This is a genomic window from Pseudomonas sp. (genome assembly GCF_040514055.1).
Taxonomy (GTDB): Bacteria; Pseudomonadota; Gammaproteobacteria; order Pseudomonadales; family Pseudomonadaceae; genus Aquipseudomonas.
Genome location: NZ_JBEVDL010000066.1, coordinates 169,055 through 192,224 on the forward strand (window position 1 = coordinate 169,055; position 23,170 = coordinate 192,224).

Here is a 23,170-nt window from a genome sequence, read left to right on the forward strand (position 1 = left end):
CTCGGCCGAACAAGCCCGAGCGCGGTATCGCGGCCAGCGGCCGATATGCCGTCGCGGCGGCCAGCGGAGTCGTCGGCCACTCTCGACTCACGTCACGCGCCCTGCCGCGTGCCTCTCTATCTGGAGCTTTCGGAGTTATGTCTCGATTACCTGTGATTGTCGGCTTTGGCGGCTATAACGCGGCCGGTCGCAGTTCGTTTCACCATGGCTTCCGGCGCACCGTGCTCGAAAGCCTGGACACCGCGACCCGCCAGGAAACCCTGGCCGGGCTGGCGGTGATGATGAAACTGCTGCAGGTGCGAGAGGGCGCCTTCCAGTCGCTGGAAGGTGAAACGCTGTCCCTGGGCGAGATCGAGACCCGCTACGCCGCGCAGATACTCGCCTCGACCCTGGTGCGCCGTATCGAACCGAACCACCTGGATCCGGACGCGGCCCACTGGCAGAAAAGCCTTACGGTTGCGCCCAGCGAAGGGCAGGCACTGACCTTTATCACCTCGCGCAAGCAACTGCCCGAACCGCTGCCCAGCAGCTGGTCGGTGGAGCCGATCGACGGCAACGAGGTGCGAGTCACGCTGCACGACGGCGGCGAGTTCAAGGTCGACAGCTACCGCGCCCTGCCGGTCAAATCGGCCGGGCAACTGCCCAGCGGCTTCGACCCGTCCGAGCTGTACAACTCGCACTTTCACCCCCGTGGCCTGCAGATGACCGTGGTCGGGGTGACCGACGCATTGCGCTCCACCGGGCTGGAGTGGAAGGTCATAGTCGAGAAAGTCGAGCCCGACGAGGTGGCGGTGTTTGCCGGCAGCAGCATGTGCCAGCTGGACGAAATGGGGTTTGGTGGGCTGATGCAGTCGCGCCTGCGCGGCAAGCGGGTCTCGGCGAAAAACCTGGCCCTGGGCCTGAACAGCATGCCCGCCGACTTTATCAACGCCTATGTGCTGGGCAGCGTCGGCACCACCGGCAGCATCACCGGCGCCTGCGCGACCTTTCTCTACAACCTGCAGAAAGCCGTCGACCTGATCGGCGCCGGTCGCGCGCGGGTGGCCATCGTCGGCAACAGCGAGGCGCCGATCACCCAGGAATGCATCGAGGGCTACGGCGCCATGGGCGCCCTGGCCACCGAGGAAGGCCTGCGCCATATCGAGGGCCGGGAGCAGGTGGACTTTCGCCGCTCCAGCCGACCCTTTGGCCAGAACTGTGGCTTTACGGTGGCCGAGTCCTGCCAGTTCGTGGTGCTGATGGACGATGCCCTGGCCCTGGAGCTGGGCGCCGATATCCACGGTGCGATTCCCGACGTCTTTATCAACGCCGACGGTTTCAAGAAATCCATTTCCGCGCCTGGCCCGGGCAATTACCTGACCATGGCCAAGGCCGTGGCCAGCGCGGTGCAACTGGTGGGTCTGGAAGGCGTGCAACAACGCAGTTTCATTCATGCCCACGGCTCCAGCACCCCGGCCAACCGGGTCACCGAATCCGAATTGCTGGACCGCATCGCCAGTACCTTCGCCATCCCCCAGTGGCCGGTGACTGCGGTCAAGGCCTTTGTCGGCCACTCCCTGGCCACCGCCAGCGGCGACCAGCTGATCTCGGCCCTGGGCAGTTTCAAGTACGGCATCATCCCCGGGATCAAGACCATCGACGCGGTGGCCGACGACGTGCACCAGGCGCATCTGCGCTTTTCCACCACGGACCGTACCGTCGGCGAAGCCGCGCTGGACCTGTGCTTCCTCAATTCCAAGGGGTTTGGCGGCAACAACGCCAGCGCCGTGGTGCTGGCGCCACGGGTGGTCAACGCCATGCTGGCCAAGCGTTACGGACCGGTCGCCTACGCCCACTATTGCGAACTGCGCGAACAGACTCGCGCCGCGGCGCTGGCCTACGACCAGCGCGCGCTCAAGGGTCAGCTGGATATCATCTACAACTTCGGTCAGGACCTGATCGACCATCACGCCCTGGGTATCACCCCCGAGCAAATCCAGGTGCCGGGCTTCGCCCGGCCGCTGATTTTCAAGAAAGACAGCCGTTACGCCGACATGCTCGACTGAGGACGCAAGTGCATCAGTCCAGGGCGCGGGCCAGGGCGATCAGCTCGCCGCGCCAGGCAGCCGCAGCCGGCAGCGCCAGGAACGACGGGTTGAGAAAGGATTCACGAGCCTCGTAGGTCAGAGGCTCGCCGCGCAGGTCGAGCACCTCGCCACCGGCGCCTTCCAGCACGCCTTGGGCCGCGGCCGTGTCCCACTGGCAGGTCGGCGCCAGGCGTGGGTAACAATCGGCGGCGCCTTCGGCCAACAGGCAAAACTTCAACGAGCTGCCGACACTGACCAGAGCCAGCTCGCCAAAACCATCACCGAGGTCCGCCAACAACCGCTCTTGCGCAGGGCTGGAATGGCGACGGCTGGCCACCAGGGTAAAGGCGCCTGCTGGCGCCAGGCGCACGGCAATCGGCCGAGCCTCGCCGCTGGCCTCGGCGCGCCAGGCACCCAGGCCGTCGCCGCCGTAATAGCAGATGCCAGTGGCGGGAATGCCGACCACGCCGAACAGTACCCGCCCCCGCTCAACCAGGGCGACATTGACGGTGAACTCCTCGCTACCGGCAATAAATTCCTTGGTGCCGTCCAGCGGATCGACCACCCACCAGCGCGACCAGGCGGCGCGCTCCTGCAGGCTGATGTCGGCGGCTTCCTCGGACAACACCGGGATGCTTGCGTCGAGGGCCTGCAATCCCGCCAGTAACAGGTGGTGAGCGGCCATATCGGCGGCAGTGACGGGCGACGCATCGGCCTTGGCGGTGACCGCCACGTCAGCGCGCCAATGAGGCAGGATGGCCGCGCCGGCTCCTCGCGCCAGTTCGATCACCGCCGGCAACAGCGGGTGGACGGCCTTCAGGTCGGCATTCATGGCAGGAACTCCCCGCGCTGGGTCAACAGATCACGCACCAGGTAGAGGGCGGCCAGGGCGCGGCCTTCGCTGAATTGCGGGTGCTGCACCAGGCTCGACAGCTCGCGCAGGTTGACCCGCTCGACGGCCATGGGCTCGGGCTCGTCGCCCGGCAGGGTCTGCGGGTACAGGTCGCGGGCCAGCACCACCTGGATCTTCTGGCTCATGTAACCCGGCGACAGCGACAGCTCGGTCAGCAGCTCCAGGCGCTGGGCGCCAAAACCGGCCTCTTCCTGCAGCTCGCGGTTGGCTGCGGCCAGCACGTCCTCGCCCGGCTCGATCAGGCCCTTGGGCAACGACAGCTGGTAGTCATCGGTGCCGGCGCAGTATTCCTCCACCAGCAGCACCTGCTCGGCATCGACCAGGGCGACTATCATCACCGCGCCATAGCCCACGCCATGCCCCACCAGGCGCTCGTAGGTGCGTTCGACGCCATTGGCGAAGCGCAGCTGCAACTCCTCGATGCGGAACAGGCGGCTGCTGGCGACTATCTCGCGAGCCAATACGGTGGGCTTTTGGCGCATGGGGCACACTCCTGAATACGACGGGTTATCATACCCTGCCGCGACCGATTAGCCCCGCGGAGGATAACGCCGCGGCGACCCGCCAAGGCCGATTCGCGACAGCCGACACAGCTCCACCCCCTTTTCGTTTTTGCTTCAGTGCCGGGACGCCCATATGCCGCCATTGCCCTGGTCCGCCATCGATACCGTCCTGCTGGATATGGACGGCACCTTGCTGGACCTGCATTTCGACAACCATTTCTGGCTCGAGCACTTGCCACGCCGCTATGCCGAGCATCACGGCATCAGCCTGGCCATGGCCGAGCTGGAGCTGTTACCGCTGTTCGAACGCCACGCCGGCACCTTGAACTGGTATTGCCTGGACTTCTGGAGCCGCGAGCTCAAGCTCTCGGTGCAGACCCTCAAGCTGGAGGTGGCGCACCTGATCGCCCTGCGCCCGGACGCCGACCGGTTTCTTGCCGCCTTGCGCACCAGCGGCAAACGGGTGGCCCTGATCACCAACGCCCACCGTGACTCGCTGTCGCTGAAGCTGGAGCGCATCGAACTGGCGCCCTATTTCGACCGGCTGATCAGTGCCCACGATTACGGCTACCCCAAGGAAGACCAGCAATTCTGGTCTGCCCTGCGCGACGACTTCGGCTTCGACCCGACGCGCAGCCTGTTTATCGACGATAACCTGCCGATTCTGCGCAGCGCCGGCCGTTTTGGCGTGGCCCATTTGCTGGCGGTGCGTGAACCTGACAGCCGCAAGGGCCCGAAGGACACCGAAGAGTTCTGCGCGGTGGACGATTACCAGGCGCTGCTCGAAGGCCTGCTGCCCGCCTGAGCCCCAACGTGCCGCGGGCCTTGGCCGTGCGGTTAGCGTCAACAGGCCCTAGAATCCAGGGCTTGCCAGAGCGGAAGCCGGAATGGACATCAAACAGCTGAAATTTCTCGTCGCCTTGGACGAGACCCGGCATTTCGGTCAGGCGGCGAGCCGCTGTCACGTGACCCAACCGACCCTGTCCATGCGCTTGCGCAACCTGGAGCGCGAACTCGAGCTACCCCTGGTCAACCGTGGCCAGCGCTTCGAGGGCTTCACCGAGCCGGGCGAACGGGTCTTGGCCTGGGCGCGCAGCGTGCTGGCGGCCTACGAGGGGTTGCAGGCCGAAGCGGCGGCCTGTCGGGGCAGCCTGGTCGGCACCTTGCGCCTGGGCGTGGTGCCGTTGTCGAGTTTCGATCCGCTGCCACTGCTGCGCCGCCTGCATGACAAACACCCGACCCTGCGCTTCGAACTCTGCGCCCTCAGCTCCGAGCAGATACTCGAGCAATTGGCCAGCAACCGGCTGGACCTGGGGGTGTCCTTCCTCGATCGGCTGAACGCCGAGCATTTCGAGTCGCTGCCGCTGCAGGACACCCGCATGGGCTTGCTCTATGACCAGCGGCATTTCGACTTCGGCGACAGCCCGCTAAGCTGGCAGGCGCTGGTCGAGTTGCCGCTGGCGCTGCTGTCCAGCGGCATGCATTTTCGCCAGTCCATCGACCATGGCTTTCGCAGCCGCGGCCTGGCGCCGACCCCCCTGCTGCAAACCGATGCCGTGCACCAGCTGCTGCAGGCGGTGCACGGCGGTTTCTGCTGCGCCATCATGCCGCTGCACGGCGGCCTGGCCGCCCTCACCGAGCACCTGCGCCTGCAGCCGATCGAGCAGGCCCAGACCCTGGCGCCCCTGGGGCTGATCATGCGCCGCAGTGCGCCGCGTTCGGCGCTGGCCCAGGCCTGCTTCGAGGAAGGACGGGCCTTGCTCGGCCAAGTGCCCACTTAAGGTAAAGGGTCGTATCAGCCCCCCCGGCCAGGCACCATGGGCGTACCTACGCCCATAAAAAACGGGCGCCCTCTCGCGCCCGTTCAGCTTCGCCGGAGTTACCGCGACCTGATTATTCCGCCTCGCCGATGGGCTCGTCGGCTGTTCCGAAGAACGCGCGGCCCGCGGCAAAATAGATATTCAGGGGTTTTTCGTTGCGCAGCACGTCCAGCACGCTGGCCAGCATGGTGGACGGCAAGTGCATGCGAATGATGTTGCCTTCGACATAATCATCTTCGAAGAACTGCCCAGGATCGTTGAAGCGCACCCAGGCCAGAACTGCCCCGCCGGCGCCGCGCAGCTGGATCTGCGCCCGGTTGGTCTGGTAACCGGATGGACTGCCGTAAACCAGCATGCTGTAGCTTTCAATCGCGGCCATATCAATCTCCTTGTCAGACTGGGTTCGTCGACCGTTCGACGAATCGCGATGCGTAACCTGCAACTCCACGTAGGCAGACAGCTCCTCTAAATTACCAGTGCGCGCACCACCCGGCCGCTTGGAAAAGCCTGTCGATTATATGGATTGCGCATAATGGCGCCGCTGCTCAGCGGCGTTACGCAGGCGCCCTCCAGACCCGCCTGACTGCGGGCTTGCTTCAGTGCTGATAGATCCCATCGATCACAGCATCGCTAACAGCGATTAGACGGCACCCAGGCAGTGGGCCTAGGCTGGGCCGAGACCTGCCACGGTTACTGCCCATGCCCAGCCCGCCCCTGCCTTCGCCCGCCGTCACCCCGTCCGCAAGTGCCGTCTATGCCTATCACGAGCTGGCCGTCGAGGCCGCAGGTGCGCCGCACACCACCGAACTGGCGGAGGAAGTCGCCGTGGCGGTGGCCTACAACGGCCTGAGTCAGGCGGTAATGCTGGTTTCGCCCGGCGACCTGGAGGATTTTGTGGTCGGTTTCAGCTTGGGCAATGGCTGGATTCAATCCATCGACGAAATCTATGACATTCAGTTGAGCGGCACCGGCGCGGCCCGCCAGGCCCAAGTGCAGATCGCCAGTGGCGCCTTCTGGCGCCTCAAGCAGCAGCGCCGCCAGGTGCCCGGTGCCAGTGGCTGCGGCCTGTGCGGCGTGGAAGCCCTCGAACAGGCCTTGCCCCGCCTCGCCAAGCTGACACCCCAGCCCCTGCCACCGGCCGACTGGCTGCTCGACCTGCGTGAGCGGGTCCGGCCGCTGCAGCCGCTTGGCCAGCGCTGCGGCGCCGTGCATGCGGCGCTGTTTATGGACGCCCAGGGCGAGTTGCTGCTGGGGCGCGAGGACATCGGCCGACACAACGCCCTGGACAAGCTGATCGGTGCACTGGCGCGGCAACGGCGACCGCTGGCCGGAGGACTGGCCATAGTCACCAGTCGCTGCAGCCTGGAGCTGATCCAGAAGGTCCTGCGCGCCGGCATCCAGACCCTGGTCAGCCTGTCAGCCCCCACCGGCCTGGCCGTGCAGTGGGCCCGCCAGCACCACCTCAACCTGATCCACTTGCCGCAGCGCCATGCGCCGCGCGTCTACAGCCCGGAGCACCGCCCATGAGCCATCCCATCCAGGAACACCCGGTCCAGCGCTTTAAGCCTTACAAGGGCGCGGCCGGCGGCTGGGGCGCGCTGCGCAGCGTGGCGCACTTCTGGCTGCAGAGCGACAACGCCCTGAAGAACATCCGCACTCTGCTCAAGACCAACCAGCACGGCGGTTTCGATTGCCCCGGATGCGCCTGGGGCGAGTCGGCGGAAAGCGGCATGGTCAAGTTCTGCGAGAACGGCGCCAAGGCGGTCAACTGGGAGGCGACCAAACGGCGAGTCGACGCGGCCTTCTTCGCCAAGCACAGCCTGAGCACCCTGCGCGAGCAGAGCGATTACTGGCTGGAGTACCAAGGCCGGCTCACCGAGCCGATGCGCTACGACGCGGCCAGCGACCGCTACCTGCCCGTCACCTGGGACGACGCCTTTGCCCTGATCGCCGAGCACCTCAACCGGCTGGACAGCCCCAACCAGGCCGAGTTCTACACCTCGGGGCGCGCCAGCAACGAAGCCGCGTTCCTTTACCAGCTGTTCGTGCGCGCCTACGGCACCAACAACTTTCCCGACTGCTCGAACATGTGCCACGAGGCCAGCGGCGTGGCCCTGGGACAGAGCGTCGGGGTCGGCAAGGGCAGCGTGACCTTCGAGGACTTCGAACACGCCGACGCCATTTTCGTGCTCGGCCAGAACCCTGGCACCAATCATCCGCGCATGCTCGAGCCGCTGCGCGAGGCGGTCAAGCGCGGTGCCCAGGTGGTCTGCATCAACCCGCTGAAGGAGCGCGGCCTGGAGCGTTTCCAGCATCCGCAGCAACCGCTGGAAATGCTCAGCAACGGCGACCGCCCGACCAACACCGCGTATTTCCGCCCCGCCCTGGGCGGCGACCTGGCGCTGCTGCGCGGCATCGCCAAGTTTCTCTTGCAGTGGGACCGTGAGGCGCTGGCCGAAGGGTTGCCGCGGGTGTTCGACACCGCGTTTATCGACGAGCACACCCAGCAACTGGGGCACTACCTGATCGCGGTGGACACCAGCAGCTGGGCGCATATCGTCGCCCAGTCAGGCCTGGAGCTGCTTGAGCTCGAACGCCTGGCCCGGCTCTACCGCAATGCCGAGCGGGTGATCATGTGCTGGGCCATGGGCATCACCCAGCACCGCCACTCGGTACCGACCATCCAGGAAATCGCCAACCTGATGCTGCTGCGCGGCAACCTCGGCAAACCCGGGGCGGGCCTGTGCCCGGTGCGCGGTCACAGCAATGTGCAGGGCGACCGCACCATGGGCATCAACGACCGCCCACCGGCGGCCCTGCTCGATGCCCTGCACAAACGTTTCCAATTCGAGGTGCCGCGCGCCGACGGCCACAACACGGTGGAAGCCATCCACGCCATGCTCGAGGGGCGCGCCAAGGTGTTTATCGGCCTGGGCGGCAACTTCGCCAAGGCCACCCCCGACACCCCGCGCACCTTCGAGGCCCTGCAGAATTGCGAGCTGACGGTGCAGATCAGCACCAAGCTCAACCGCAGCCACCTGACCCTGGGCAAACAGGCGCTGCTGTTGCCCTGCCTGGGGCGCACCGACATCGACCTGCAAGCCAGCGGCCCGCAGGCGGTGACGGTGGAAGACTCGTTCAGCATGGTGCATGCCTCCCACGGCCAGTTGCAGCCGCTGAGTCCGCAGATGCGTTCGGAGCCGGCGATAGTCGCCGGCATCGCCGCGGCGACCCTGGGGCGCCATCCGGTGGATTGGCTCTGGCTGATCGAGGACTACGACCGCATCCGCGACCTGATCGCCGACACCATTCCCGGCTTTACGGGGTTCAACCAGCGACTGCAGGCGCCGGGGGGCTTTTACCTGGGCAATGCCGCCGCCGAGCGGCGCTGGAACACCCCCAGCGGCCGCGCCCAGTTCAAGGCCAACGCGCTGCCCGAACACCTGTTGCACGAAGGCATTCGCGCCCGCGGCGAGGTGCCCGACCTGATCCTGCAGACCCTGCGCTCCCACGACCAGTACAACACCACCATCTATGGCCTGGACGACCGTTATCGCGGGGTCAAGGGCCAGCGCGACGTGGTGTTCGCCAACGAGGCGGATATCCTGCGCCTGGGCTACAAACCCGGACAGAAGGTCGATGTGCTGTCGCTCTGGGGAGATGGCCGCGAGCGCCGGGTCAGCGGCTTCACCTTGCTGGCCTACGACATTCCGGCGGGACAAGCCGCCGCCTACTACCCGGAGACCAACCCGCTGGTGCCGCTGGAAAGCGTCGGCGATGGCAGCCACACACCCACCTCCAAGTTTATTGCCATCCGCTTCGAGGCGGCCCGCGACGACCGACGGATTGTCTAGGGCCTTCTGACGCCCCCGACGGCCCGTTGCATGCCGGGTAGGGTTCCACAACCAGGGTCGACGCGGCCGTGCGGGTAGTGTCCACAGGCCCTAGGGCAACCGCTCGACGCTGACCAGCCAGGGCTCGTGGCGCTGGCCGAAGGCGACCACGGCACGGGTCGAGCCCGTGGTCGCCTCCCAGCCCTGGAACGCCTCGCGCCAGGCCAGGGGCACGTTGATCTGCTCGATAGCCAGGTCGACGCTGGCGCCAAACGCCGAGGGCCCTGGCGTATTCGCATAAAAATAGGGTTTAAGGCGTCCGCGCACCAAGGCATGGCGCTGGCGATCGGGGTACAGTCGCCGCAGCGCCAATTCGTCCACGCCCGCATCCATCAGATACAGCCGGGTGGCCTTGTCCCGTTGCTGCTCGAACTCCGAACGCTGGTAATCACGGGTGGCCTGCCGCTCGGTGCTGGCGGGGTCTTCCCGCAGCCCTTGCTCGGCCTCCGTCAGCGCAGCGCGGGCCCTGGCCAGCACCCGGGCATAAGCCGGCCCGTCGAGCTCCAGGACCAACCAGAACTCCCGGTGCCGTTGCCGGGCCAGTTGTCCGGGCCAGTTTTCCTCGGCGCCGTCGAGGGGAAAGCCAAGCTCGCGCAGCTTGGTCGCGGTCAGCCAGTCAGCCAACCCCGCGTTGTCCAGGCGCCAATTCAGGCGCAGGCTCAAGCCCGAGTTTTCCCGACTGTTAAGCACGTTGTAGGTATTGCCGAACTCACGCTCGGTCAGTACCAGGCGGCTGTCCGGCTCGCCACTGCGGTTGTACGCCACCCCGCCAAGCGCCACCAGGTTGCATAGCAGGATCAAGCCGGCGCCGAGCCAGAAAATCCGTCGTGACGTCAGCGCCTTCATTGCTCGCCTCCCGCGGCCACTGGGCCATTGCGCCAGCGCTGCAACAGCACCAACAAGAGCACCGAGATCAGCCCCAGCAAGAGGAAAAACAGGTACTTGGGCATGACATCCCACCACCAGTCGAACAGCTTGGTATAGAGGAACAGCACGCCAAAAATCAGACTGGTGTTGGTCACCGCCGGCCAGTGGCGACGGATACCCAGCCAGATGCCCAGCGCCGGCAGCAGGTAACCCAGGCACTGGTACAAGACTTCGACGCTGGACGCCTGCAACGGCAGGTAACTGGACTCGCCCCAGAACGACAGCACCAGCACCGGGAGATACAAGAACAGCAGCCCGAAGGCCCGGTACAAGGTGGCGAAGCCGGCAAAGCGACGCTGATCGACCAGGCTCGGCCAGAGGAACAGCAGCAGTGCGGCCGGGAAGAAATTTTCCGGTCGATCGCCCACGGAGAGCCAATACAGGCCGCCCCAGGCCCCGATTCGGGCCGCGATAAAACCGGCGACGCAGAGCAGGCCCGCCACCAGCAGCAGGCGCAGGTTGCAGTGGTAGGCCAGCAGCAAGGCCAGTGCCGCCCAAGGCAGCAGTGCCTTGTCCGAGGGGGTGATATTGAAAATCTGTCCAAGCATGCTCAGGTTCAGCACGAAACTGGCAAAACACAGCAGGGCGGCAAGCTTGCTGTAGTAACCCGAGCGGTCAAGGCGCTGCAAGCCGACGGTCAGTGCCAGGCTGCCGAGGGAGGTACCCAGCAGGATGGCCACCTGTACCGGCTCGGCGAACCAGCCCCAGAACTGGTAAAACAGAAAGAACAGGCTGGTGGCCAGGGTCAGGGCGCCGAACAGCGAGGCGACCCGCATGCCCAGCGACAACCGACGCGCGTGCAGGGTGGCATCGATGCCCAGGCTGGCGGCGAAGTGCGCCAGCAGTTGGTCCTGGTGTCGAGCGATTGCGGCCTGTTGGGCCGGTTCGAGCACCAGCACCTGTTCGGCCTGCAGTTGTGCCAGCTCCTCGCGGAACACCTGGATGCGGTCGGCGCGCAGTTGCGCCTGCTCGCGGGTCAGCGGCGGCATGTCACGACTCTCCGGATAACGGCAACCGCGATGATCCTGCCAGAAACGCCGAACGCGAAACAGCACCCATCCCGCACTTCAGCCAGTTAACGCAGGTCAGCGCCCGCAGGTCGCTTAACCGGCCTGGGTAGCGGGCTGCTCGACCACCTCGCCCGCCGCCATGCAGGCCGCCGCGGTGAACAGCACGTCGGTGGAGGAATTCAGCGCGGTTTCCGCCGAGTCCTGCAAAATACCGATGATAAAACCCACCGCCACCACCTGCATCGCCACCTCGCTGGGGATGCCGAACAGGGCACAGGCCAGCGGGATCAGCAGCAGCGAACCGCCGGCCACCCCGGAGGCGCCACAGGCGCAGATCGAGGCCACCACGCTGAGCAGGATGGCCGTGGGGATGTCCACGGCGATGCCCAGGGTGTGCACGGCGGCCAGGGTCAGCACGGTGATGGTGATCGCCGCACCGGCCATGTTGATGGTCGCGCCCAGGGGGATCGACACCGAGTAGGTGTCCTCGTGCAGGCCCAGGCGTTCGCACAGTTGCAGGTTGACCGGAATATTGGCCGCCGAGCTGCGGGTGAAAAACGCCGTCAGGCCACTCTCGCGCAGGCAGGTGAACACCAGCGGATAGGGGTTGCGACGGATCTTGCTGAAGACAATCAGCGGATTGACCACCAGCGCGACGAACAGCATGCAGCCCAGCAGCACGGCCAACAGGTGCGCATAACCCAGCAACGCGCCCATGCCCGCCTCCGCCAAGGTCGCCGCCACCAGACCGAAAATACCCAGGGGAGCCAGGTTGATCACCGCCCTGACCACCCACGAAACGGCATCGGACAGGTCACTGATCATCGCCTGGGTGGTAGCGCTCGCGTGCCGCAGGGCCAGGCCCAGGCCGACCGCCCAGACCAGGATACCGATGAAGTTGGCGTCCAGCAGGGCCTGCAACGGGTTGCTCACCGCACTCAGCAACAGGCTGTTGAGCACCCCGAGGATGCCATCTGGCGGCGCCACGCTGTTGGCCTGGCTGACCAGCACCAGACTCGACGGAAACAGGCTGCTGGCGATCACCGCGACCACCGCCGCGCTGAAGGTGCCCAGCAGGTACAGCAACAGGATCGGCCGCAGGTGCGTGCGCTGGCCCTGCTTGTGGGTGGCGATCGAGGCCATGACCAGGACGAACACCAGCACCGGCGCGACGGCCTTCAGCGCCGCCACGAACAGCTTGCCGAGCAGGCCGACGGCCTGGGCCGCCGGGGGAAACCACCAGGCCAGCAGGATCCCGGCGATCAGGCCGACCAGGATCCGGCTGACCAGGCCGGTGCGGTTGAAGCGCTGTAGCAGGGAAGCATTCATCGTGTCATCGCTCGTCGTGAGGCGGTTGGCGAACCGGGCGCGCCCTCGCTCGAACATGCTCCTGGCAAGGGCGCACGCGAACGAGAGAGCCGGCCGTCGATGCAGCCGGGAGCGCCCCGAAAAAGTGCGTCATTGTCCCGGCCTGGCACGCCGGCCGCCACCGCCGGTGCGCCGTCTAGTTACAGGAATGGGCCGCCAGCCGACCCGGGAGCTGATCCTGCGCCTGTCGACACCGCCAGGCAGCACTGCGGGCAGTGCCCGACCCCGCGCATCCGTTCCAAATGCCCTGGCGGTACATGACGTCCAGAGCCACGGACCCGTCGAGTGCGGTGCCGAGCCCGGGCCACCTCGAAAAACGAGAACCGCATCACATAAATTCGAATCCGCAGGCGGGCTCCTGTCACGGGCTCGACGAACTCAGGCCGGCCAGTGCCCGTGTTTGACCTCGCCAACGCCCGCGGCGCCAACCGCTCTACAAGGGCGACGGCGGCCACTTCCAGGGCCCGGCTCTCACGCTGCCCGACCGGAGCACTGCGAAAAAGTGCTAGACGATGTACGTCTGGGCCTTATGACTCATGCGTTTAAGGCAGGACCAAACCTCGACTTAGACTGAAACTCTCAGGACTTACCAGGGTGATTCCCATGGCCTTGACCATCGACAGTCTCAGCAACTCGGCATACGCCTCTCGCCTGCTGCAACGCCAGGACCAGGTGCCTGCCTCCGCCAACGGCCTGCAGGCGCGCCCAGGGCTCGATACGCCCAGCCCCAGCGAACGCCTGCAGGCCAACCGTGAAAGCGCCCAGGCGCGCCTGGAGCAGCGTCAGGACCTGCAGCAAAGCCGCCAGGAGCGACTGCAGGAGCAACAGGCTCAGGAACAGGCCGAACGCCTGCGCCAGCAACGTGAGCAGGCCGCCCAGGCCTTCGAAGACCGCATTGGCCAACAGCGGGTGGAAAACTACCTGGAGTCGCGCCAGGACAATGGCGCCCTTGACCAGGGTCCATTGTCGCCGGACAACCTCGCCCGCCAGCGCCTGCAGTTGCAGGCCAACCAGTTGACCTATGGCTTGAGCCAGCCGTCGGCCACCCCGCGGCTGGCGGCCGAGGCCGTGGCGACCTACCGGGATATCCAACAGGGCCCAATGGTTCAACGGGGCCTGGTGGCCTGATAGCCGCTTCAGCGATCCACGAATGTAGGGTTACCAGCGGGTTGTCATCGAGCAGTTTTCAAAAGCGCGGGCACTGCCCGCCCTACACCATGGCGATCCACTTGGCGCGCATGGCAGGACGTAGGGTTGATGACGCCTTATTCATCATTCATCCACCGTGGGGCTGCGGCGGATAAGAAAATCCTTATCCCTGCGCGGGCTTTCCGAGCTCGGATAGGCCTTTGGGATAAAAACCGCGAGGGCTGGCGCAGGGGACACCGACAGGGTGCAGGCGGAGCCACCTTGCGGCCCCGCCCACGCCGCGTCGTCTGATCAGCTGTTCTGCACGTTGTCGTCCAGGGCGTCCAGTTTTTCCAGAAACTCTTCTTCCAGCAAGGCATCGGCACTCTCGTCGACCGCCGCATCGACGGGCTCCAGGCGACCGGTGGAGACCACCTTGGCATCCAGGCGGCCCATCAGGTGCTCGAGGGCGTGGCGCATTTTCTCCGCGGCGCCTTCCACCGCCAGGTCCAGGTCCGCGGCCTTGTGGCTGACCGACAGCGGCTGATGGCCCTTGGGCCGCGCCTCGATCTGGCAACGCTTGTCATCGGGACCGGATTTTTGCGCATTCTCGTCACTGATATGGACTTCGACCCGGGTCAGCAACTCCTCGAAACGCTCGAGGCGAGCCATGACGGCTGAACCGACCCATTCCTGCAGCCGGGCGTTGCCTTCGATCTGATTGCTGTTCACTTGCACGTGCATACATGATCCTCGTTCTGACAGGTACCTGGGTTCGAGCCAGCCAAGCGGTCGAGGTTCAGCCCATTTGCGCACAATGATCGAACCGCCGCGACCCTCGGCGCCTTCCAGCCACGGCGCGCCGGTTCAAGAACCTGCCTTGCGGTACACACTGGGCTGCCAGAAGTCCTTGAGCAACAGGTGCAACGGCCCCGACCAGCCCCGGCTGCGCAGCTGCCAGGCGATCAGGATATTCATGATCCCGTGGCCCATCAGCAGCACAGAGCCGTTTTCCTCCGCCAGCGCGATCAGGCGCTCGGCGGCCACCTTGGCGCGCTGGTTGGAAACACGGATGGATTCGGTGTGCCGGGCGAAACCACAGAACCAGGCTGCCCGAAAACCGATGCGCCACAAGCGCGCCGGCAGTTTTGGCAATGGCCAATCCGGATAGGGCAGATGCGCCTCGGCATAGACCGGGTCGGCCTGATGCGGTCCGTCGCCGATCAGCCGGGTCTTGGACTGCACACAACGGGACAACGAACTGCAGACCACCGCACCTGCCGCGCGGGCCAGCGGCGGCAGTGACGCCGGACATTCCTGAGCGGCGACCTCGGCCCGGTTGTAGCACTCGATCCAGTCACCCATCTCCGCCGGTGCGCACCAGCCCGGGCCGTCATGGTCGGGCCGACCGTGGCGCACCAGGATGATCCGCGGCGCCGCTGACGCACTCATGCCCCTTGCGCCTCGGCCACGGCCACGGCCAGCGACCACAGCCGCCGCCAGCGCTCGACCAGGGCTGCGGGCCGGTCGCTGTAGAGCCGTCGGCCCTCGGCCAGACTCTTTCGGTACAACCGCTCTCGCCGTTCAGCGATGGCCCGGGCAACGCGCTTGCGTTCGGCCAACTCGCCAAACAAGGTCGGCCGTTCGCCGAGCAATTGCTGCAGCAGGGCCAGGTCATGCGCCTCACCCAGGCGTTCCGCCAGCGCCTTCAGGCAGGCCTGCCGCGCCTCGAACAAGGCAGGCCAGGCCTGGCTGAGCAAACGCGTCTGGTACCAGTGATCCTTCACCCGCTTGCGCCACTGGTGCAGGTTGTCATCCGTGGGGTGCTCCTGCGCCCTTTTCAGGGCCAGGCGACCGTCCGCATAACTGCGTTTGAGCCCCGCCTCGAACAGGGCGAAGCCGCTGCCCTCGAGATGCCATTCGTGCGTCTCGTCGCGCAGCGACCGCAGTTGGGCGCGGAGGGTGTCGACCTCCTGTCCGGAACCCTTTTCGACAGCCACCCGCGCCACCAGGCGCAAGCGTATCGCCGGCAAGTTTGAGGCGCCAACGAAACGGACGGGCACCTGTTCGAGCAAGGCGTCCCAGCTTTCGACCAGCGCCGCCGCATCGCGCCGTCCGGACAGCTGCCGGCCGAGGTCGCGCAGCCGGTAGCTCTGCTGGGCGAAACAGCGCTTGCCCAGCGCGTAACGCACCAGTCGCAGCAATCCGCGGACTTCCTTGAGTCGCTTGCGCGCCTCGTGCACACCGTCCTCATTGCCCAGGGTCAAGGCATCGCCGGCCCGCGCCAGGCGCTGGTCGGCCAGACGCCGCACCTGCTGATCAAGCTGTTTGTGTGCGCGAAAGTGAAACGACATAAGTCTTCCTGTTCGGCAAACCATTACCTGGGACCAGGTCCGGTCCTGGTCACCTGCTTTCGAGCCGCGCCGGCCCTCGAGGTTCAGCCGCGATCAATTCCGACACGGCCACAACGGGCGGCGACCGGCCGCCACGACCGATCCCGGGGTATACGGCGCACACTGCAACAGGCGCGCTCCAGGGCGCGCCTTTTTGACGGTGCAGGCTTAGAAGCGGTCGCGGATCACCACCTCGTCCAGGGGCAGTTTGCCGATGCGCGGATGGGCTTCTGCGGTCTTCTGGCCCACCGCGACCATCAAGGCGATCACGTGATTGGCCGGCAGGTTGATCAGCTTGGCCACCGCGTCGAAATCGAAACCGTCCATGGGACAGGAGTCCAGGCCCTGGCCGCGGGCGGCAAGCATCAGAGTCTGAGCCATCAGGCCGCAGCTGCGCATGATCTCGTCGCGCTGAACCTGGGGCTTGTCACGGTAGTAGGCGTCGATGGCGCCGGTCATAAAGGCCTGCACCTCGGCAGGCGCCTCGGCCCATACCCGGCTGGCGTTGTGCTCCCAGCTGTCGAGCTGGGCGCAGACCACGACCAGCATCGAGGCCTCGGTGACCTGCGCCTGGCCCCAGGACACTTCGCGCAGTTGCTGGCGCAGGGCCGGGTCGCTGACCTCGACCAGGCGCACATGCTGCAGATTGAAGGCCGAAGGGGCGAACAGCGCCAACTGCAACAGCTCGTCCTTCTGCGCGCGGCTCAGGGTGAAGGCCGGATCGAAATTCTTGATCGCACGACGGCTACGGATGGCATCTTCGAGAATCATTGCAACTCCAGGGAACAGGATTAAAGTGCCGGCATGCTAGGCAGGGCCGACGCTTAAAACCATGCTCCCTTACCGATAGCATCTATCGACTGGGTCGATAGTGGAGCCGTCGCCCCCCAGCATCAGCTCAGCGCCTGGGCCGCGACCCACTGGCGCACCTCGGCGTAGGGGTAGCTTTCCAACGCGGCAAATCCCGGATAACCACGGGCCTTGAGCTTGCTGAACAGCGGCACGGCGATGCCGCACAAAAAACGCGTCAGACATTCGACGCCCGCGGGCTGACCGCGCAATTGCCGATAGGCGTGGCCGAAGCCGCCACTCAGGCGAGCCAGGTCCTGCTCGGCTAGCGGCGCCAGGACGGGCGGTGCGGGCAGGCGCGCGATCCGCCCCTGGCACACCGAGCAATGACCGCAGCGGGCCGGTGCCTGCTCATCGCCAAAGTAGACCGCCAGGCGCTGGCTCAGGCACTGCTCGGTGGCGAACAACGCCAGCATGGCGTGGATCCGCTCGATCTCGCCGCGCTCCTTGTCGGTGAAATAACGGTGCAGCTCCAGGCTTAGCGCCGCCGGATCGAACGCGGGTTGCACCACCCCATAGACCTCGGTCATCTGCTTGCTTTCCAGCTCGATCCAACCTTTCTCCTGCAGCCAGTCCAGGGCCTTCACCACCCGCCCGCGGTCGCTTTGGTGGACCTGATAAAGCGCCTCGAAATCCACGGTGCACCAGGTCCGCGCGCGCGTCGAAGTGCTGACGATGGCCTGAAGAAATTGGCGGCGCTCGCCTTCGAACTTGTCCAGCAAGATGTCCGGTTCGATCAGGTACTTGAAGCGGTACTCGGCAAAATAGGCATAGCGGGGCGCGATAATGCCGCGCAGCTCCAACTGCACCAGCAAGGTTTTCAATGGCAGCTGGCGAATATTGCTCTGCTCGGACAGCGGGTTGAGCATCAGCTCCCACTGACCGTCCCGGGCATTGCCCTGCAACTCGTCGAGCACCGCCCGGATACCCTCGCGCTCGGGCGTGTCGCCGTAGACGAAATTCTCGAGCACATTGAGGCTGTCGCGGTTGGCCAGTACCAGGCAGTCGGAGGCCTGGCCGTCGCGCCCGGCACGGCCGATTTCCTGACTGTAGTTTTCGATGGATTTGGGCAGATCGAAGTGCACCACGTTGCGGATGTCGGCCTTGTCGATGCCCATGCCGAACGCGATGGTGGCGACGATGCAGTTGATCCGCCCGTCCATGAACTGGCGCTGGATCGCCTCGCGCGCGTCATGGGGCATGCCGGCATGGTAGGCGCTGGCGGCGATGCCGCGCTGACTGAGCTGCTCGGCCACCTGCTCGGCCGTCCGCTGCAGGGTGACGTAGACGATGCTCGGCTGACCGCCCTTAGCCCCTAGCCACTCAACCAGGCGCCGTTGCTTGTCACGCCCGGCCACCGGTTCCACCAGCAGGTTGAGGTTGGCCCGGTAGAAGCCGGTGGTGACCACGTCGTCTTCGGCCATCGCGAACTTGCGCTGCATGTCGGCGATCACCGGCGGCGTGGCGGTGGCGGTCAGCAACAGCACCTGGGGAATGCCGAACTGGCGTTGGTAGTCGGGCAGCTTGAGGTAATCCGGGCGGAAATTGTGGCCCCACTCGGAGATGCAGTGCGCCTCGTCGATCACCAGCAGGGAGATCGGCACCTGGCTGATGAAATGGCGGAAGCGCTCGTTCTTCAGCCGCTCGACCGAGATCATCAGGATCTTCAGCTCGCCGGCCTTGGCCTTGGCCATGGTCTCGGCCACCTGCTCGCGGCTCTGTGCCGAATCGATGCTGGCGGCACTGATGCCACGGGCATGCAGAAAGGCCAGTTGGTCCTGCATCAGCGCCAGCAAGGGCGAGACCACCAACGTCAGGTGCGGCAGGTGCAGCGCCGGCAGTTGGTAGCACAGCGACTTGCCCGAGCCGGTGGGGAAGATCGCCGCCGCCGAGCGACCGGCCAATACGGCGTTGACCACCCGCTCCTGGCCAGGGCGCAGTTGGGCGAAGCCGAAAATACGTTGCAAGCTGTGTTGCATGAACCTGTCACTCCAGTAAACGCAGGCTGCGCAGCGCGATGCGCCAAGCAGGAGGAACGCGGCGAGGATTCGATAGCTGTAGACCAACCCATTATCGCCAATCCAACTAACAGACCCGCCGATGCCGGAGTACATTGAATCCACTGCAGGCAATTAACGAGGTGAGTATGCAGGTATCGGGTTATAGCAGCAGCTTGCCCCTCTCCACCCAGATCATCAACAGAGCCGGCCAGGCTGCCCAATCACCCACGTCTCCGGTCAGCCCGGAACAGGTGAATACAGCAGTCGACCGCGCCAGTGATCGAGTCGCAGAGCGGCAGGACAGCAGGGAACTGAGCCAGACGAACCGGCGTACTGCCGTCACTCAGTTGTACAGTGCCAACAGCCAGCAGGAGCAGATCGACACCTACATGGCAGTCGCCAGTGAAGGTGAATACGACAGCCAACCGAGCATGGTGGAAACGGCAGTGGAACTGCGTGACGATATACGTCGCAACCAGGTGGCACAGCACATCGCGAGCGACACCGACCGCCCAGAGCGGCCCGAAGTAGAACCGGTGAAACCGGAGCTGTACGTCGACACCCGTGCCTGACCTGCATCGACAGCAGCGCACAAACAGCCGCCCAAGGGCGGCTTTTTTATGGCGCTTGTCCGGTGCTGAAAAGTGCATACACGCCAGCGGCTGCGTGAGGCCGTGCCTGGTACCTGCTGAGCTGCAACCCACCCGGTCGAGCGCGCCTGGCTCCCCGGAGCCCTGCCGCATCGCCAAGAGCCCCCATGCCTCTCGCGGCCCACTGGGAGGCCGCGTGAAGGCCGGCGCCAGGGACACCCATGCGCTGCGCCGATCAGCCTCGATTGTATAAGGCGATTGACATGTGCACGAAAGCGCACATAAATTAGCTCGCATGGACAACTCAACACTGAACAGACAACAAGCGGTCGACGCCGCCATCGACACCTTCGACAGCGCTTTTTTCAAGGCCCTGTGCGAGCCCTCGCGGGTAGGGGTGCTCAAGCGCGTGATGCTGCTGGGCCGCGCCGATATCAGCGAAATAGCGGCGGACCTGCCTCAGGAGCGCTCGGTGGTTTCGCGTCATCTGCAGATCCTGCTGGACGCCGGCCTCCTGCGCACCGCCCGGGAGGGTCGTCAGGTGTTCTATGAAGTGGATGGCCCGGCCATCGTCCAGCGGCTGGAAACTATCCTGCAGCAATGCAGGCGTATCGCCCCCTACTGCTGCCCCGGTGGTGGCTAAACGGCCAAGGGCGAATCGAGTTCTTGCACGGGCAGCGGCTTGCGCTGCTTTTTTAACTGCAAATACATGCATGAGTGCGCACATATGAACAAATATACCTACCATTCCGTATTGATCATCGGCGCCGGTCAAGCGGGGCTGGCGATGGGCAGGCACCTGCAACGCCAGGGCGTGGACAGTCTGATCCTGGAAGCCGGCGAACATCCCGGTGGCAATTGGCGGCACTACTACGACAGCCTGCGGCTGTTTTCCCCGGCCGGTTACTCCGCCCTGCCCGATCGGGCCTTTGCCGGTGACGCCCAGCGCTACCCGCGGCGTGACGAGGTGGTGGCGTACCTCGAGGACTATGCCGCGCATTTCCAGTTACCGATTCGCCTCAATACCCCTATCGAGCGGGTCACCCGCGACGGCGCGGGGTTTCAGCTGCACAGCAGCGATGGCCGCAACTTCGCCTGCGCCGCCCTGGTGATCGCCACGGGGGCCTTCAACCAACCCCATACACCGGCGATTGCCGGGCTCCAGGACTATACCGGGCAACGGCTGCACAGCCGCGACTACCGCAACACTCAGGGCTTCGAAGGCCGGCGCGTGGTGGTAGTGGGCGCGGCCAACTCGGCGGTGCAGATCGCCCATGAACTGTCCGCGGTGGCACAGGTGACCCTGGCCAGCCGCGAACCGGTGCGCTTTGCCCGGCAGCGGCTGCTTGGTCGGGACATCCATGCCTGGCTGCGCTGGAGCGGGTTGGACCGCAGCCGCTGGCTCAAGGACCAGGGCACCCCGGTGCTGGACGATGGCACCTACCAGCGCGCCCTGCGCGAGGGACGGCTTGCCCAGCGGCCGATGTTCAAGGCCATTAATCCAGACGGGGTGATCTGGGCCGATGGCGAGCACGAAGCGGTGGACACCCTGCTCTTCGCCACCGGCTATCGCCCCAACCTGGGTTTTCTCGCCGGACTGCCGTTGCACGATGCCCAAGGTCGGCTGCTACAGCGTAACGGTCGGGCCAGCCAGGTACCGGGCTTGTTCTTCGTCGGCCTGCCGGGACAGCGCAACCTGGCCTCGGCCACTCTGCGCGGGGTCGGCGCGGATGCCGCCCATTTGCTGCCGGCGCTGCGGCGCCATCTTGCGGTGAGCCACAACCACGCCGCGGCGATACCGGCTTAAAGCGCGCAACGATCGGCACGTCCCGAACAACATGCTCCCGGCGAGCCTCGACCCCAAGAGACCGAACGGCCGATTGCTGACGCTGTTCGAGTCCGGCGCCAATCAGTCTCCCAGTGTCCGACCTACGAAGTCGGCTGCCCGTGGGACGCGACGCCCTCCAACATTCGCGGGAATGACCCGCTCCTACACCAGGCGTGCCAACCAAGCCCGTGGCAAGGCTGGGCGAAAATGGCCTGAAAACGAAAAAACCGCCCGAAGGCGGTTTTTTATACCGGGCGTGCGGCTTAGAGCTGCGGGCCGGCGTTCTTGATGGCGTCGGACACGTCGAACTTCTTGAAGTTCTCGATAAACAGCGCCGCCAGGGCCTTGGCCGCGTCGTCGTAGGCGTTCTGGTCAGCCCAGGTGTTGCGTGGGTTGAGCAGGTTGGTCTCGACGCCCGGCACCGACTTGGGCACGCTCAGGTTGATGATCGGCAGTTGCTCGGTTTCGGTACCGATCAAGGCGCCGCTCTGGATGGCGGCGATGACACCCCGGGTGGTCGGGATATTGAAGCGGTTGCCCACGCCATAACCACCGCCGGTCCAGCCGGTGTTGACCAGGTACACCTTGGAGCCGAAGCCGCGGATGCGCTTGATCAGCAGCTCGGCGTATTCGCCGGCCGGACGCGGGAAGAACGGCGCGCCGAAGCAGGTGGAGAAGGTCGACTTGATGCCGCCGCCCGAGCCCATTTCGGTGGAGCCCACCAATGCGGTGTAGCCGGAAAGGAAGTGATACGCCGCCTGCTCTTCATTGAGGATCGACACCGGCGGCAGTACGCCGGTGAGGTCGCAGGTCAGGAAGATCACCGCGTTGGGCTCGCCGCCCAGGTTCTTCTCGCTGCGCTTTTCGATCAGCTCCAGCGGGTAGGCCGCGCGGCTGTTCTGGGTCAGGCTGTCGTCGGTGTAATCCGGTACGCGGTGCTCGTCGAGCACCACGTTTTCCAGCACGGCGCCGAACTGGATGGCTTTCCAGATCACCGGCTCGTTCTTCTCCGACAGGTCGATGCACTTGGCGTAGCAGCCGCCTTCGATGTTGAACACCACGCCCACGCCCCAGCCGTGTTCGTCGTCACCGATCAGGTAACGCGACGGGTCGGCCGACAGGGTGGTCTTGCCGGTGCCGGACAGGCCGAAGAACAGGGTGGTGTCACCGTCTTCACCGATGTTGGCGGCGCAGTGCATCGGCAGTACGTCGACGGCCGGCAGCAGGAAGTTCTGCACCGAGAACATGGCTTTTTTCATTTCGCCGGCGTAGCGCATGCCGGCGATCAGGACTTTCTTGGCGGCGAAGTTGAGGATCACGCAACCGTCGGAGTTGGTGCCGTCGCGATCCGGCACACACTCGAAGTTGGCCACGTTGAGCACTTGCCACTGGTCCTTGCCCGCCGGGTTGTACTGCGCCGGGTTGATAAACAGGCAACGGCCGAACAGGTTCTGCCAGGCGGTCTGGGTGGTCATCTTGACCGGCAGGTAGTGCGCCTCGGCAGAGCCGACATGCACGTGGGAGACGAAATGGTCCTGGGCATTGTTGAACGCCTCGACGCGGTCCCACAGGGCATCGAACTTGTCGGCCGGGAACGGCCGGTTGATCGCGCCCCAGGCGATGGCGGCCTGGGTGCTGGGCTCTTCGACGATGTAGCGGTCGGCCGGGGAGCGGCCGGTACGGTGACCGGTTCTCACCACCAGCGAACCGTTGGCGGCCAGCTCGCCTTCACCGCGACGGATGGCTTCTTCGATCAGCTGGGCAGCACTGATGTCGGTGTACACGGCGTTATTGGCTTGCGTCATGTGGGTCCCCGTCGGCCAATGGCCGAGTTTCCATACATTTTGTAGTAAAGGCCTGGGCGCTACTACATCGAAAAAAG

21 protein-coding genes are annotated in these 23,170 nt (G+C 65.4%); 9 read left to right on the forward strand and 12 right to left on the reverse strand.

The features are described 5' to 3' along the window. Positions 1–137 precede the first annotated feature (137 nt). Positions 138–2,045 carry a beta-ketoacyl synthase gene (locus tag ABWY06_RS17185; protein ID WP_353926790.1) on the forward strand — a complete coding sequence of 636 codons (1,908 nt, stop codon included), beginning with the start codon at positions 138–140 and terminating at the stop codon, positions 2,043–2,045. Between the two features lie 13 nt (positions 2,046–2,058). On the opposite strand, the gene cysQ is transcribed toward ABWY06_RS17185, so the two are convergent. Both cysQ and nudE read right to left on the reverse strand, forming a co-directional pair. Continuing rightward, the gene (gene cysQ / locus ABWY06_RS17190; protein ID WP_353926791.1) at positions 2,059–2,898 is read right to left on the reverse strand and encodes a 3'(2'),5'-bisphosphate nucleotidase CysQ; all 840 of its coding nucleotides are present in this window, start codon (positions 2,896–2,898) and stop codon (positions 2,059–2,061) included. Beyond that, the gene (gene nudE, locus ABWY06_RS17195; RefSeq protein ID WP_353926792.1) at positions 2,895–3,461 is read right to left on the reverse strand and encodes an ADP compounds hydrolase NudE; all 567 of its coding nucleotides are present in this window, start codon (positions 3,459–3,461) and stop codon (positions 2,895–2,897) included. The genes cysQ and nudE overlap by 4 nt, the downstream gene beginning before the upstream one ends. 154 nt (positions 3,462–3,615) lie before the next feature. Here nudE and yrfG point away from each other — a divergent pair, with 154 nt between their 5' ends. Further along, a complete protein-coding gene (gene yrfG, locus ABWY06_RS17200; RefSeq protein WP_353926793.1) occupies positions 3,616–4,287 on the forward strand; it encodes a GMP/IMP nucleotidase in 672 nt (223 codons plus the stop codon). 82 nt (positions 4,288–4,369) lie between these two features. Next, a complete protein-coding gene (locus ABWY06_RS17205) occupies positions 4,370–5,263 on the forward strand; it encodes a LysR family transcriptional regulator (RefSeq protein ID WP_353926794.1) in 894 nt (297 codons plus the stop codon). A 112-nt stretch (positions 5,264–5,375) separates the two neighbouring features. Here the strand turns inward: ABWY06_RS17205 and ABWY06_RS17210 are convergent, their stop codons facing one another. Beyond that, positions 5,376–5,681, reverse strand: coding sequence for a hypothetical protein (locus ABWY06_RS17210; RefSeq protein ID WP_353926795.1), 306 nt, complete (start codon positions 5,679–5,681; stop codon positions 5,376–5,378). A 320-nt stretch (positions 5,682–6,001) separates the two neighbouring features. Here ABWY06_RS17210 and fdhD point away from each other — a divergent pair, with 320 nt between their 5' ends. Then, complete coding sequence (gene fdhD / locus ABWY06_RS17215) at positions 6,002–6,829, forward strand: formate dehydrogenase accessory sulfurtransferase FdhD (RefSeq protein ID WP_353926796.1); 828 nt, start codon at positions 6,002–6,004, stop codon at positions 6,827–6,829. After that, positions 6,826–9,156, forward strand: a complete 2,331-nt coding sequence (locus ABWY06_RS17220; RefSeq protein ID WP_502948217.1) for an FdhF/YdeP family oxidoreductase — start codon at positions 6,826–6,828, stop codon at positions 9,154–9,156. The genes fdhD and ABWY06_RS17220 overlap by 4 nt, the downstream gene beginning before the upstream one ends. 90 nt (positions 9,157–9,246) lie before the next feature. On the opposite strand, the gene ABWY06_RS17225 is transcribed toward ABWY06_RS17220, so the two are convergent. From ABWY06_RS17225 to sstT, 3 genes are all read right to left on the reverse strand, one after another. Further along, entirely contained in the window at positions 9,247–10,041 is a 795-nt protein-coding gene (locus ABWY06_RS17225) for a DUF4824 family protein (protein WP_353926797.1), read from the reverse strand. Then, the gene (locus tag ABWY06_RS17230; protein WP_353926798.1) at positions 10,038–11,111 is read right to left on the reverse strand and encodes a DUF2157 domain-containing protein; all 1,074 of its coding nucleotides are present in this window, start codon (positions 11,109–11,111) and stop codon (positions 10,038–10,040) included. Before ABWY06_RS17230 ends, ABWY06_RS17225 begins: the two co-directional genes overlap by 4 nt. A gap of 114 nt (positions 11,112–11,225) precedes the next feature. Beyond that, positions 11,226–12,461: a serine/threonine transporter SstT gene (gene sstT, locus ABWY06_RS17235; RefSeq protein ID WP_353926799.1), complete on the reverse strand. Its 1,236-nt coding sequence runs from the start codon at positions 12,459–12,461 to the stop codon at positions 11,226–11,228. Positions 12,462–13,103: 642 nt separating this feature from the next. Here sstT and ABWY06_RS17240 point away from each other — a divergent pair. Then, positions 13,104–13,628 carry a hypothetical protein gene (locus ABWY06_RS17240; RefSeq protein ID WP_353926800.1) on the forward strand — a complete coding sequence of 175 codons (525 nt, stop codon included), beginning with the start codon at positions 13,104–13,106 and terminating at the stop codon, positions 13,626–13,628. A 312-nt stretch (positions 13,629–13,940) separates the two neighbouring features. Here the strand turns inward: ABWY06_RS17240 and ABWY06_RS17245 are convergent, their stop codons facing one another. The 5 genes from ABWY06_RS17245 to ABWY06_RS17265 all read right to left on the reverse strand — a co-directional run bounded on the left by ABWY06_RS17245 (position 13,941) and on the right by ABWY06_RS17265 (position 18,849). Then, on the reverse strand, positions 13,941–14,372 hold the full coding sequence (locus ABWY06_RS17245) for an HPF/RaiA family ribosome-associated protein (RefSeq protein ID WP_353926801.1): 432 nt from the start codon (positions 14,370–14,372) through the stop codon (positions 13,941–13,943). A gap of 123 nt (positions 14,373–14,495) precedes the next feature. Next, positions 14,496–15,080 carry a histidine phosphatase family protein gene (locus ABWY06_RS17250; RefSeq protein WP_353926802.1) on the reverse strand — a complete coding sequence of 195 codons (585 nt, stop codon included), beginning with the start codon at positions 15,078–15,080 and terminating at the stop codon, positions 14,496–14,498. Further along, positions 15,077–15,982 (reverse strand): CHAD domain-containing protein, encoded by a 906-nt coding sequence (locus ABWY06_RS17255; RefSeq protein ID WP_353926803.1) that lies wholly within the window; start codon positions 15,980–15,982, stop codon positions 15,077–15,079. Before ABWY06_RS17255 ends, ABWY06_RS17250 begins: the two co-directional genes overlap by 4 nt. A 207-nt stretch (positions 15,983–16,189) precedes the next feature. After that, on the reverse strand, positions 16,190–16,792 hold the full coding sequence (locus ABWY06_RS17260) for a nitroreductase family protein (protein WP_353926804.1): 603 nt from the start codon (positions 16,790–16,792) through the stop codon (positions 16,190–16,192). Positions 16,793–16,914: 122 nt separating this feature from the next. Further along, positions 16,915–18,849 (reverse strand): RecQ family ATP-dependent DNA helicase, encoded by a 1,935-nt coding sequence (locus ABWY06_RS17265; RefSeq protein WP_353926805.1) that lies wholly within the window; start codon positions 18,847–18,849, stop codon positions 16,915–16,917. Between the two features lie 134 nt (positions 18,850–18,983). Here ABWY06_RS17265 and ABWY06_RS17270 point away from each other — a divergent pair, with 134 nt between their 5' ends. The 3 genes from ABWY06_RS17270 to ABWY06_RS17280 all read left to right on the forward strand — a co-directional run bounded on the left by ABWY06_RS17270 (position 18,984) and on the right by ABWY06_RS17280 (position 21,267). Continuing rightward, positions 18,984–19,442 carry a hypothetical protein gene (locus ABWY06_RS17270; protein WP_353926806.1) on the forward strand — a complete coding sequence of 153 codons (459 nt, stop codon included), beginning with the start codon at positions 18,984–18,986 and terminating at the stop codon, positions 19,440–19,442. Positions 19,443–19,755: 313 nt separating this feature from the next. After that, positions 19,756–20,103 (forward strand): ArsR/SmtB family transcription factor, encoded by a 348-nt coding sequence (locus ABWY06_RS17275; protein ID WP_353926807.1) that lies wholly within the window; start codon positions 19,756–19,758, stop codon positions 20,101–20,103. 84 nt (positions 20,104–20,187) lie between these two features. Beyond that, the gene (locus ABWY06_RS17280; protein WP_353926808.1) at positions 20,188–21,267 is read left to right on the forward strand and encodes a flavin-containing monooxygenase; all 1,080 of its coding nucleotides are present in this window, start codon (positions 20,188–20,190) and stop codon (positions 21,265–21,267) included. Between the two features lie 284 nt (positions 21,268–21,551). Here ABWY06_RS17280 and ABWY06_RS17285 read toward each other — a convergent pair whose 3' ends face one another. Beyond that, positions 21,552–23,093, reverse strand: a complete 1,542-nt coding sequence (locus tag ABWY06_RS17285) for a phosphoenolpyruvate carboxykinase (RefSeq protein ID WP_353926809.1) — start codon at positions 23,091–23,093, stop codon at positions 21,552–21,554. Positions 23,094–23,170: the final 77 nt, after the last annotated feature.